A 13,066-nucleotide genomic window follows, 5' to 3' on the forward strand; every position below is an offset into this window, starting at 1 on the left:
CAAATAGTATGAAAACAATATTATATAAATCTATTTTAGCTTCTGTAATTGGCTTCACGGCATTCAGCTTCAATAGCTGTACCGATCTGGATGAAACCATTTATAGCAACATTGCTGCCGAAAAATATGAATTTTCGGAGAAAGACGCAGCCAGTATGTTTGCTCCTGTGTATAGTAATTTGCGTAATCTTTATTGGGGATGGAATGGTTATTGCGACATTCAAGACGAATCTTCTGATTTGTGGTGTACCCCCTATCGTATTGGAATTGGATGGGGCGACCTCTACGTATCCATGCATAAACATGAATTTCATTCTCAGATAGGACACATCTGGACAGAATGGAACTATGCTTATTCAGGAATAAACGCCTGCAACAAATTACTAGCAGATGAGGCTGTTCAAACATCAGAATCGGCCGTTGCCCAATTAAGAGCTTATCGTGCATTGTACTATTATGTACTGTTTGATTTGTTTCGCAACATACCACTTGATACCACCTACGATCACCCTGCGGGCTGGTTGCCTGAGCAATCGGCTCCTCAAGAGACCTGGGATTTTATCATTAACGAACTTAATGATATAAAAGGGAAATGTGGAGTAGATAATGGTATGGGGCAAATTAACAATGCAACTGTTAACATGCTTCTTGCCAAAATGTATCTCAATCACAATGCTTGGTTTAATTCCTTCTCGGATAATTCGTGGTACGGCAAAGCGATAGACGAGATCAATGAGATAATACAAACAGGCAAATATTCATTGGCCGCCAATTATTCCGATTGTTTTAAAGAAGACATCTCAAAATGTTCTGAAGTAATCTTCGGTATTCCATTTGAAGAAAAATATGCCAGCGGCAATTACTATGCAAACAAATGGATACACACTGCAGGTAGGGCTGTATGGAACTTCAACGGTTGGGCAACAGGAGGAAGTACTGTATTACCACAGTTCCTTAGCACATACGATCAAGAAGACACGCGCTACACATCTTGTTGGGCACTGGGGCAACAATATGATCAAAGTGGAGCTGCCATTATGGTTGATGGCGAACCGCTTGTGTATACTAAAGAGGTACACAGCATTGATAATCCGGGATGTTATCCGTTTGAGGGTGGACGTTTAATTAAATACGAGATCCTGTCGGGAGACTTTGGAACGGCATACGATGACATTCCTTTCTTCCGTTTGGCCGATGCCTATATGATCAAAGCCGAATGTTTGCTTCGGTTAGGAGGATACAAAGGCGAAACCGAACAAACTGCTGCTAACTTGGTAACACAAGTTCGTCAACGTGCATTTAAAAACAATCCATCCAAAGCCATACGCACAGTTGAGCAACTTAAAGGAGGAAGTATTTACACATACGGATATCGCGAAAATCAAGGAAAAATGGGTGAATCTGATAAGTGGGTAACGACTGAAGAAGGCGGTAATGACATTGAGCTAGGTGGTTTATTAGATGACTTGGCATGGGAATTTGTGGCTGAACACCACAGACGCCAAGACCTTATTCGATTCCGTATAAAAGGTAAAAATCAAAATGTATACAACGGAAAATCATGGTTCTGTAAGAAAGCAAAGACTGATGCTTCAGACAATCATTGCGACATCTTCCCTATTCCAAAAGATTTCATGGATGGAAACATCAAGTTAAAACAAAATCCGGGTTACGGAGATAGCGCAAATTAAAATTAACCCTATAAAATAAATAGATATGAAACACCATCTGATATATGCTCTGATAAGCTGCTTCATGCTCACATTTGCAGCTTGCGACGATAACATTGAAGACGCAACGAGCAAACATGTATACGGAGAAGATGAAAGTCCGTACTTGAAAGTAAACACCAATGCCGTTGTTACGAACAATCTGGAGTTTGCCGTAGGGCATTTTGAGCCTCAAACCATTCAATTGTCTGATTATGCCGACAAATTCGAGAAAAATATGAATATGACCGTTGATCAGGTGATCAACGGTCTCAAGGACGGAAGTGTTGTATTTTACAATATCAACACAGCACGTAATAATTGGAATAAAGCCGAAATGACAAAAGGAACGACCGGTTGGTATTACAATTCTGCCGGTGGTATTTGTTCTGTCGATGATCCGACTCAAACCGTAAACATGGAGATCGACACTCAAGCCAAAACATTTATCGTCGATGTCAATGAGAAGGCCACTGTTGGAACTGTCCTCACATTCAATGCCGGCTTTGCAGTAAATGGACCCGATTATGATAAGTATGTCCGCTTCACATTCAACGTTTCCATTACAGATCCTTCAATCATTCTGACAAGTATCAGTATTCCCGCAGGAGATTATGCTTCATACGGCATTGACTTTAATAAATACGCAGCAACGATACAAACCTGTATGGGCATGAGTGTGGCCGATTTTCTAGCCAATCTTGATTATAACGGAGACAGCGGAGAAGCAACAGGTAAAAATATCCGGATGCATGTCATTAATCCCTCAACCGGAGTATGGGACGAAACAAGCACCTACACTGCTGAGTCTCCCGGATATTGGATTAACAACCTAGGAGCCGTATGCAACTGGGGTGCTACTGGATATTCATTTTACGCCAATACCAAGAACAAAGATCATGCATTATATGTAGGTAGGGCACCCGGATTGACAGCAGGTAGCAAGTACACCATCAGTGTAGGGTATAAAGATTCAAAGAATACAAATAATTTCTTCCGTTTCATTATAACAGCTACGTTAGAATAAATAAAACACCCTGTGAAGGATAGTTGAACCAATACAGGTTTCAACTATCCTTCTACATAGAGAGCATGATATCCCAAAATAATACCAACCCCATTATCACATGAAAAAAATGATTTCAACTATTTTGTTATGCCTATCCCTCCTATTCAGTGGATGTAGTAGTGATGATTCTTCAAAAGAAATCAAGAAAACGAATGAACCCGAAGGCAAAGAAGTATACATACCTCAAGAACTACGTACAAACGATTTTACCAAATCAACAAGCAAATGGTGTTGGTCACGATCTAAAGCCTCTACCAACTGGATTGTTTTTTGGGAAGCAGGATTTGGTAACGATCCCAAGTCATCACCAACGCCATACACCGTAGATATTGATGACTTATTGATTAAGGCAGAACAAATTTATAGCTATTATGCAAATACCTTGAAGTTTATAGATTCATCCAATTCTAAAGCCAATCAATACCGCATGATGATATTTCTGAGCTATAGTACCGAATGGAATGCAACCGGAGCAGGTTACGACGACGTAATTGGTTCGTTGTGGATCAATCCTTCTTCAGCCCAACCCGTGGGTTCAGTAGTGGCACATGAAATAGGCCATTGCTTCCAGTATCAGGTATTTTGCGATAATCAGTCGGGCAACTCGGGCTATCGTTATGGGTTTGGACCTAATGGAGAAGGCGGCAATGGCTTCTGGGAACAATGTGCACAATGGCAAAGTTTCAAGGTATATCCACAAGAACAATTCACCAACTACAATTACAACGAATATTTAAGCTCATTTCACAAACATATTTTGCACGAAACGCCCCGCTATGCCAATTATTTTATTCAGGATTATTGGTGCATGAAACACGGAATGGATTTCGTCGGGAAATTATGGAGGCTGGCACAACGACCGGAAGATCCGATTGACACGTACAAACGTATTACGAATATCAGTCAGGAAACCTTCAATGATGAAATATTTGATGCTGCCCGACGTTTTGTGAATTGGGACATTGACGGTATTAGAGAATATGGAAAAGGCTATGTAGGCAGAGCACAAGCAAATCTTGAGAAATTGCAAGATAATTATTACATGATTCATCCCAGTCAATGTATAGAAAACTACGGATACAATGTGATCACTCTTAATACGCCAACATCTGCAACCACAGTTAGCGCAACTTTTGAGGGACTAGCAGGAGCTACAGGATACAGAAGCCTCAACATAGAAAAAGCCGGATGGAGGTATGGATTCGCCGCTTATCTCAATAACGGAAACTGCATCTATAGTGAAATCTTTTCCGGAACAAGCGGAACTGCCACTTTCAATTGTCCCGATAACTGCAAGAAACTCTATTTTATTGTTAGTGGAGCGCCAACAGAGCATTGGCATCATCCATGGGATGATAATGATGCGAATGATGAACAATGGCCCTACAAAGTAAAATTCACAGGAGTAAGTGTAACCGGATTATAATAATAACCCTATTGATTATGAACCTCAAGTACATCGTTTTTTCAATGTTTTCTCTATTCTTTATTTCTATTGCTCAGGGCGCTGTTCCTGAACACAAAAAAGTCATTCGGATAGAACAAACACTTCGCGACTCTCTTCAATTGCCTGCTTTTTATAAAAAATATATAGATGCAGACGGAATAGCTGTTACCTCATCGGAAAGGGTACAAGATGAAGCGTTATATACAGCTCGTCAACTCATCATCGGGATGCTTTCCAAACGGCAGGATATCAAGCAATATATGGTTCAAAAACGATGCCGGTTCATGGTTATAGGCCAAAAAGAAGAAGTTTGTGACTTACCTGAATATGCTCACATCTGTAACTCTCCCGAAAACATAGCCTTCTGGAATAAGCGCGCACGGGGATTTGGTGGTGCACCCGAAGACGATTTAAGTTCCAGCTGCGGAGAAGAAAATCTGATTTGTCTGCCGGGCGATAGGTACGAGGGAGAGAACATTCTGGTTCACGAATTTGCGCATCTTATACATACTGTGGGCATTGTTGGAGTAGAACCTGGCTTTAACGAGAAGCTGGAACAGTTACTGGCCCGTGCCAAAGAAAAAGGCCTATGGGAAAACACCTACGCAGTAAGCAATAAAGAAGAATACTTTGCAGAAGCTGTTCAGTCATTCTTTAATTGCAATCGGCACTCAGAAAAGCCAAACGGCGTACACAACAGCATCAGTACGCGAGAGAAACTTAAAGCTTATGACCCGGAAATGTACGATTTGCTTCTGCAATACTTTGACGAAACTGATTTACTACTAAACAGAACATGGGCACAGAATGAGAAGTGGAATGCTCCGGGTAACGGCAATCCTATAATTGCCGGTTACTTTGCCGATCCTACCATCAAGAAGTTCGGAGATACCTATTACATTTATGCAACAACCGACGGAAATGGCGGTGGGTTAGGTCCATCGGTTGCCTGGACTTCCAAAGATTTAGAAAACTGGACCATGGTGCCCATGAACTGGCCTACTACTTATCACATCTGGGCACCCGATGTAATGCAAGGAAAAGACGGAAAATACTATATGTATTATTGTGAGCCATGTAAGATTTATTGCGGTGTTTCCGACACACCTCTGGGGCCTTGGCATAATATTTTAGGAAACGATACAACCGTATTGGTACCCGATCGTTTTGTGAAGAATGCCATCACTTTAGACGGGCAATCATTCATTGATGATGACGGTTCTGTCTATCTATATTGGGGAACCTGGGGTATTTACAAAGGATTTGGTTGCGGAGTTGGCCGGCTATCCGAAGACATGAAGAGTTTTACCAAAACCCGATTGATACCCAATACTGAGGCTACCGACTTCTTCGAAGCTCCCTTTGTGTTGAAGAAAAACGGCATTTACTATTTCATGTACTCGTCCGGTTCGTGCCATGACCACACCTATAGGGTGCAATATGCAACCAGCACAACCGGACCGATGGGACCCTTTACTTACGGCAAAAACAATCCCATCTTGGAAACGAGTGCCGACAGCACCATTCACGGTCCGGGACATCACAGCATTCTGCAAGAAGGAGACGATTATTACATTGTATATCACCGGCACAACATACCACAATCGACACGTGGCATGCACCGACAAATAGCGATTGATAAATTGGTGTTTCTTGAAGATGGCAGCATAAAGCGTGTTGCCGCCAGTCACAAAGGCATTAAGAAGTCTGCTGATGCCCCTTTGAATCTGGCTTTTGGAAAAAGTGTCAAAGCCTCATCATTTTACAACGATTACTTCAAACCACAATATGCGGTAGACGATAACAATGCTACGCTTTGGAGACCTAAAACCTGCGGAAAGGAATGGTTGGAGATTGATCTCGGAAAAGTAGAAAACATCCGACGCATTTGTACGCAATTCGAATACCCTACCTCCTATTATCAATACACTCTAGAAACATCTTTAGACGGTGCCGACTGGGTTCTATTTGCCGATAAACAAGAGAATCGCTTGGCCGGAAGTCCTATGATTGACTGGGGGTATGCTCAGGGAAGGTTTGTGCGACTCACGGTGACAGGCGGACAAAAAGGCGGACAGTTTGGTGCTGTATGGAACATCAAAGTCTTTGCCGATGATAAGAAATCAACCAACCTCGTGACCAATAATACTTGCAAACAGCCGGAGTTACTACTCGATATTCAGGCTAACGACTATAAAGCGGGACGTTCCCTGACCGAGATACGTGAGCGAACCGGTAAAGGAAGTTTTCAATCGTTGGGTAAACCATTGCCGGTGGTAAAGAAGGCAGGATTCAATGCTTTTGCTTTCGACAGCACACAGTGGTTTCGCTCGGATTTTATACTTCCTACCTCCATTAAAGACAGTGCGCCTTATACCTTGGAAGCCTGGGTTCTGAACCCCGATGCAAAAGTAAATGAATGCATAGCCGACCTGACATCTTCAGAAGGAGAATTACAAAAAATCATGCTGTGCAATGGTAAAGAACCTCGCTGCGGTGTGGTTTGTCACTTCGGTTGGTATGAAGATATGGGATTTCCTGAGTTAGCGGGAACGAATCAATGGCAACATTGGACCTTCACATACGATGGTTTTGTAGAGAAAATCTATCTGAACGGTAAAAAGATTAAAGAAAAGGATATTGTCTTGCTTTTACCTGAAAGTAAGTACGTAACTTTGGGCAGAACAGCCATTGGCGACTGGCCGTATAGCGGTTTTCTTCATTCATTGAAAGTGTATGCAGGCGTTATACAAGAAGAAGAGGTGTTGCAACACTACCAAATAAGCAAACCAGGCAAAAAACAACAATTAAAAAGTAACTAATAATAAAGAATACCATGAAAAAGAGTCTATTTACCATCATTCTAGCCTCGGCTACTGTGTTAGCAAATGCTCAGAAGAAGCATGAACAGACAGGATATCCGGTGAATCCGGTGCCTTTTACCGCAGTGAAAGTGACCGATTCGTTTTGGGGGCAACGCCTTAATGCCAGTCGCGAAGTAACCATACCGCTAGCCTTCAGCAAATGTGAAGAGACAGGGCGCTACCTGAACTTTGTCAGAGCAGCACATCCTAGTGACACCATTACCGTAGGTGGATTGGCTTTTGATGATACCGATGTGTACAAAACCATTGAAGGAGCCAGTTACTCAATGCAAACGTATCCCAATAAGAAGCTGGATAAATACATTGACAGCGTTTTGGTTATTGTAGCTGCCGCGCAAGAGCCGGATGGTTACCTTTACACCGCACGTACCCAAAATCCCAAACACCCACACGAATGGGCAGGAAGCAAACGATGGGAAAAGGTTGAAGACTTAAGCCATGAATTTTATAATTTGGGGCACATGGTTGAGGGTGCCATTGCGCATTATCAAGCTACAGGAAAACGCAATTTCCTTGACATTGCGATTAAGTATGCCGACTGCGTATGTAGGGAAATTGGAGACAAGCCGGGACAAACCGTAGCGGTGCCCGGTCACCAGATTGCCGAAATGGCACTGGCTAAACTATATTTAGTAACCGGTGACAAGAAGTACTTGAATCAAGCCAAGTTCTTCCTTGATAAAAGAGGATATACCACCCGCACCGACGAATACAGTCAGGCTCACAAACCGGTTGTTCAGCAAGACGAGGCCGTGGGGCATGCCGTGCGTGCCGCCTATATGTATTCGGGCATGGCAGATGTAGCCGCACTTACCGGAGACACAGCCTACATTCATGCCATAGATAAGATATGGGATAATATAGTTACCAAAAAGCTCTATATTACGGGCGGAATTGGTGCCACCAGTCACGGCGAAGCATTCGGAAAGAATTACGAGCTGCCCAACATGTCGGCCTATTGCGAAACCTGTGCCGCTATTGGTAACGTATACCTCAACCACAGATTGTTCTTGTTACACGGAGAATCAAAGTATTACGATGTGCTGGAGCGCACACTCTACAACGGACTAATCTCCGGTGTATCTCTTGATGGAGGCGGCTTCTTCTACCCTAACCCGCTGGAGTCTATTGGTCAGCACCAACGTCAGCCCTGGTTTGGTTGCGCCTGCTGTCCGTCCAACATCTGTCGCTTTATCCCCTCCGTTCCGGGATACGTATACGCCGTTCACAACAACGATGTTTACGTAAACCTCTTCATGGGCAACAGCGCCGATGTAAAAGTGAATGGTAAAACAGTACACTTACAACAAGAAACAAACTACCCCTGGTCGGGCAACATTCAATTGAACGTATCACCTAAAGGCAAACAAACGTTCAATCTGAAAATACGCATCCCCGGATGGGTTAAGAACAGTGCAGTACCGGGCAACTTATACAGCTATACAGATAAGAAAAACCTTCATTACAGCATCAAAGTCAATGGACAAGCCGTTGAGGCAACTGAAGAAAAAGGATACTTTACCATTCAGCGAAGCTGGAAAAAGGGCGACTCAGTAGAGATACATTTTGAGATGGAAGCCCGTACCGTTAAAGCTCACTCGTTGGTTGAAGCCGACAGAGGTAAAATTGCCATTGAAAGAGGTCCGCTGGTTTACTGTGCTGAGTGGCCCGATAACGACTTTAGCGTGCTAAGCATTCTGTTGAACAAGAAGCCACAGTTCGAAGTCCTCTCCAAACCTGAACTATTATACGGCATAAACATGTTGCAAACAGATGCACAAACACTGAGCTACGACGCCAACGGCCGCTTAGTGGCCAAAGATGTGAAGCTCAACCTGATTCCCTACTATGCATGGTCGCACCGTGGTAGTGGTGAAATGGCGGTATGGTTACCCGTTGACCTCAATGCCACTCGTCCGGCTATGCCCCCTACTGTTGCATCAGAAAGCAAAGTTTCTGCTTCGCACATGGTCAAAGCCATTAATGCCATCAACGACGGACTGCTGCCGAGAGACGAGTTTGACCGCTCCGCACCTTACTACCATTGGTGGCCTAAAGAAGGCACAACGGAATGGATTTCGTACACCTTCAACTCTCCCAAAACCCTTTCGCGTTCAACCGTATACTGGTATGACGATGCTCCCTGGGGTGGATGTCGCGTTCCGGAATGGTGGAAGCTATACTACAAAAACAGCGCAAACCAATGGGTTGAGGTTGAGTCGGCAAGCCAATACGGAACAGAGAAAGGTGTGGGCAATGAAGTGATCTTCGCCCCCGTTACCACTCAAGAGATGAAATTGGAAGTGAAGCTTCCCGCCGGTAATGCCTCCGGACTTTTTGAATGGGAAGTTGAATAACAAAAAACGCACAAATGAAACCTTTTATAAAACAATTCATAAGCTACACCGGTGCATGGCTATTATTGGTCGTGCAGCCGGTGGGCACTCTCTCCGCACAAGGCACGGCAGATGATTACCGCAGAGCATACGCACTACGTAAAGAGTTCAGCAACAAAGTTTATTACGGAGATGTTCGTCCGCAGTGGATTGGCAACACTCACAAATGCTGGTATACCAACCATACGCCCGAAGGGAAACAGTACGTATTGGTTGATGCCCAAGCTAAAAGTAAGAAAGCTCTGTTCAATCAATCGAAATTGGCTGCCTTGCTATCGAAGCATAGTGCTACAAAAGTAGAAGCCAACAACTTGCCCATTCAGCAATTAACGGTCAACGCTTCCTTAGATACATTGAAATTCATCTTCAACAACCATCGATGGAGTTACGCTGAAAAGAAAAGTAGTTTGAAAGATCAAGGCGTTCCCGAAAAACCAAGTAACCGATATTGGGCAGAAGCTGCCGACGAACAAACCGGAGAACCGGTGGTATCGCCCGACGGTAAGCAAACAGCCTTTATCAAAAACAGCAATGTATATGTAAAGGACAATAAAACAGGAATCGAAAAGCCCATGAGTTTCGACGGTTCCCCGGGAGAATTCTATTCTGCTTACCTGCAATGGTCGCCCGATTCGAAAAAAATAGCCGCAATGAAAGTCCGTCCCGCCGAAAAACGATTCATTTACTTCGTTGAATCTTCACCGGCCGACCAACTTCAACCCAAGTTGCATAAGCGAGAATATACCAAACCGGGAGACGCACTACCTTTCAGACGCCCTTACATCTTCCATACGGAAACAGGGAAAGCTTGCATTCCGGATACAAAACTATTCGACAAACAGTTTGATGTACACGGTTTGGACTGGGATGCTCAAAGCCGAACCATTCTGTTTGAGTACAATGAACGGGGGCATCAAACCTATCGGGTGTTGGAATTATCGGCAGAAACCGGACAAGTGCAAACAATTATTGAAGAGAAAAGTCCCACTTTCGTGAACTACACCCGTTATTTCCGTAAGGACTTGCAAAACGGCAACGAGATAATCTGGATGAGTGAGCGCGATAATTGGAATCATCTTTATCTGTACGACCGCAACGGAAAAGTAATCAATCAAATAACAAAAGGACAATGGTATGTAAGAGAAGTATTGCATGTGGATGAAGAACAACGCGTCATATACTTCTCAGCCAACGGCATGGTGCCCAACGAAGATCCGTATCTGTTGCGTTACTATCGCATTCATTTTGACGGTAGCGGACTGACTTGCCTTACTCCCGAAGAAGGTATGCATCAGGCAACCTTTTCGGCCGACAGGAAATATTTCATCGATGTTTACTCGCTGGCACACAAAGCGCCTGTAGCCATCCTGAAAGAAGCCGAACAAGGGAAAATGGTTATGCCGTTGGAAACAGCCAACATCTCCGAGCTGACAAAAGCCGGATGGAGAGCTCCGGAAGTATTTTGCGCCAAAGGTCGTGACGGACAAACCGATATGTGGGGAATCATTGTGAGGCCTACGAACTTTGACCCGACCAAGAAATATCCCGTTATTGAATACATCTACGCCGGTCCCGGAAGCCATTATACTCCCAAATCTTTCCTGGCTTACAACTGGAACATGACTAGCTTGGCTGAACTGGGCTTCATTGTGGTACAACTCGATGCCATGGGTACTTCGTTTCGCTCAAAAGCGTTTGAAGATGTGTGCTACAAAAACCTCAAAGATGCCGGTTTCCCCGATCGCATCGCATGGATAAAAGCAGCATCTGCCAAGTATCCGTATATGGATGCCGAGCGTGTGGGCATATTTGGTGCCTCGGCAGGCGGACAAGAATCGACTACCGCCGTGCTCCTCCACCCCGAGTTTTACAAAGCTGCCTACTCCTCCTGCGGATGTCACGACAATCGGATGGATAAAATATGGTGGAACGAACAATGGATGGGCTACCCCATTGGCAAGGAGTACGAAGAATGCTCTAACGTGTACAACGCTCATTTGCTTCAACGCCCGTTAATGCTCGTGGTAGGTGAGATGGACGATAATGTTGACCCGGCCTCAACCCTGCAAGTGGCCAATGCTTTGATTAAAGCAAATAAAGACTTTGAGCTTGTTGTGTTGCCGGGAGTAAATCACACCATGGGCGGTGACTATGGAGAGCACAAAAGGTTTGATTTCTTTGTTCGTCACCTGCTAAAGGTAAACCCTCCGGCTTGGGACGAAATTAAATAACCATTCATTTTTTGATATAATAGGTAGCACCCAATTAAGAGTTTATACTTGTTGGGTGCTACTGCGTTTTATTAGCTATTCTACTTGCAAAGACGTTCTCAAACATATTCATCTCTCGTTTTGCGATACCCAATTGAGTCGCTAACGCTTTCCGGTCATTCATCGCTGCTATTACTTCAGATATTATTTTTGTTGCGACATCATACTGTATCATATAATCTTCACAAGCATTCAGCAGAATATGTAGGTCGGCTTTATTGGAAGAAGACGAAATGAGCAAGCTTTGATACTCATTTAATGTTGGATTCATGTCATAAGCAGGAGAAAGTGTCCAACCTTTAGCTGTGAGGAGGAAACCATGGTTACGGAAATGATCATCAGAGTTACCGATGCAGATGTTAAAAGCTACCCGACGAAAAAGCTCTTGAAGATTGGCACTCACGTTGGTGCAGTTTCGTAAAATGAAATCTACGATATCTAAATAACCATGTCCCGTACTAGCATTATCACCATCAACAAAACCTAATAATGTCATAGCCGAAGCAAAGTGTATTCGCTTCCCTGCATCAGTTCTGTCAAAACGTTTGGATAGCAACGTATGATGTTTATCATTGGAGGCTATGAGCTGTGTAGACGCCGCATTAACACCTGCTTTCTTTGCAAGCAAATGACTGAAATGCTCCCACAACCCCATATCATAGTCATCCTTACGTGAAGGAAACTTAGCGATATAAAGAGTTTTATCTGCATCAATTACACTTGCTTTGGGACGTGCACCACCCAAAGAAGAGCCCGGTTGAAGCAATTGTGTCAACCATTTCTTTTCCGGTAGTAGATTTTCTTCTTCACTTTTTTCTATCTCATGACTAGCGTGCATGAGTTCACGGATACTTGTTAAGGGTGGAATGCGAAGAGTATTTGTTGTGTTTATATAATCACTTTCAACAGTTTCTTTGAATCGGAAGCCTCCCATGCGTGAGAAGTCATCGATACCCATAAGGTAATCAAAAGAAGACAGGCGTTTAGCCGGACGCCCTTCCTCATTTGCCAAAACTTGCTCCCTTCGGTTCAAAAGGGTACGTCCCCAGCGGTCGGGCAAAGCATCAGAAAAACATCCGAAAATATCTTTCCCCGGCTGTGTATGTTGCATTCCCGGATAGTTATTCAAGTCATCGCTTAGGCACAGATTACCATAATCCTTTAGCCATTCACTATTGAATGTAAAGCTATAGTTATCAGAACCACGCAATGATTCATAGCATAGCTCCCCAATGAGTTGACTTTCTTTTAGCCATTCAAAATCAGCATAAACCAATAACTTCTTCATTA

The 13,066-nt window shown here is 43.6% G+C and carries 7 protein-coding genes; 6 read left to right on the forward strand and 1 reads right to left on the reverse strand.

The genetic code is table 11. The annotated features are described in order from the left end of the window. Positions 1-8: 8 nt before the first annotated feature. From ACKPCE_RS03465 to ACKPCE_RS03490, 6 genes are all read left to right on the forward strand, one after another. Positions 9-1,691: a RagB/SusD family nutrient uptake outer membrane protein gene (locus ACKPCE_RS03465; protein ID WP_319504206.1), complete on the forward strand. Its 1,683-nt coding sequence runs from the start codon at positions 9-11 to the stop codon at positions 1,689-1,691. 25 nt (positions 1,692-1,716) lie between these two features. Then, positions 1,717-2,736 (forward strand): DUF4859 domain-containing protein, encoded by a 1,020-nt coding sequence (locus tag ACKPCE_RS03470; RefSeq protein WP_319504207.1) that lies wholly within the window; start codon positions 1,717-1,719, stop codon positions 2,734-2,736. A gap of 100 nt (positions 2,737-2,836) precedes the next feature. Further along, complete coding sequence (locus ACKPCE_RS03475; protein ID WP_319504208.1) at positions 2,837-4,204, forward strand: DUF6055 domain-containing protein; 1,368 nt, start codon at positions 2,837-2,839, stop codon at positions 4,202-4,204. Between the two features lie 761 nt (positions 4,205-4,965). After that, a complete protein-coding gene (locus ACKPCE_RS03480; protein ID WP_319505912.1) occupies positions 4,966-7,047 on the forward strand; it encodes a family 43 glycosylhydrolase in 2,082 nt (693 codons plus the stop codon). A 14-nt stretch (positions 7,048-7,061) separates the two neighbouring features. Next, the gene (locus ACKPCE_RS03485; RefSeq protein WP_319504209.1) at positions 7,062-9,467 is read left to right on the forward strand and encodes a glycoside hydrolase family 127 protein; all 2,406 of its coding nucleotides are present in this window, start codon (positions 7,062-7,064) and stop codon (positions 9,465-9,467) included. A 14-nt stretch (positions 9,468-9,481) separates the two neighbouring features. Continuing rightward, complete coding sequence (locus ACKPCE_RS03490; protein ID WP_319504210.1) at positions 9,482-11,737, forward strand: S9 family peptidase; 2,256 nt, start codon at positions 9,482-9,484, stop codon at positions 11,735-11,737. A 58-nt stretch (positions 11,738-11,795) separates the two neighbouring features. Here ACKPCE_RS03490 and ACKPCE_RS03495 read toward each other — a convergent pair whose 3' ends face one another. Continuing rightward, a complete protein-coding gene (locus tag ACKPCE_RS03495) occupies positions 11,796-13,064 on the reverse strand; it encodes a type II toxin-antitoxin system HipA family toxin (protein WP_319504211.1) in 1,269 nt (422 codons plus the stop codon). Positions 13,065-13,066: the final 2 nt, after the last annotated feature.

This window comes from Bacteroides graminisolvens (assembly GCF_963666085.1).
GTDB lineage: Bacteria > Bacteroidota > Bacteroidia > Bacteroidales > Bacteroidaceae > Bacteroides > Bacteroides graminisolvens.

Coding starts and splice junctions, on each gene's coding strand:
- ACKPCE_RS03470 (WP_319504207.1), top strand. CDS start 1,717: ATGAAACACCATCTGATATATGCTCTGATAAGCTGCTTCATGCTCACA.
- ACKPCE_RS03480 (WP_319505912.1), top strand. CDS start 4,966: ATGTACGATTTGCTTCTGCAATACTTTGACGAAACTGATTTACTACTA.
- ACKPCE_RS03465 (WP_319504206.1), top strand. CDS start 9: ATGAAAACAATATTATATAAATCTATTTTAGCTTCTGTAATTGGCTTC.
- ACKPCE_RS03490 (WP_319504210.1), top strand. CDS start 9,482: ATGAAACCTTTTATAAAACAATTCATAAGCTACACCGGTGCATGGCTA.
- ACKPCE_RS03485 (WP_319504209.1), top strand. CDS start 7,062: ATGAAAAAGAGTCTATTTACCATCATTCTAGCCTCGGCTACTGTGTTA.
- ACKPCE_RS03495 (WP_319504211.1), bottom strand. CDS start 13,064: ATGAAGAAGTTATTGGTTTATGCTGATTTTGAATGGCTAAAAGAAAGT.
- ACKPCE_RS03475 (WP_319504208.1), top strand. CDS start 2,837: ATGAAAAAAATGATTTCAACTATTTTGTTATGCCTATCCCTCCTATTC.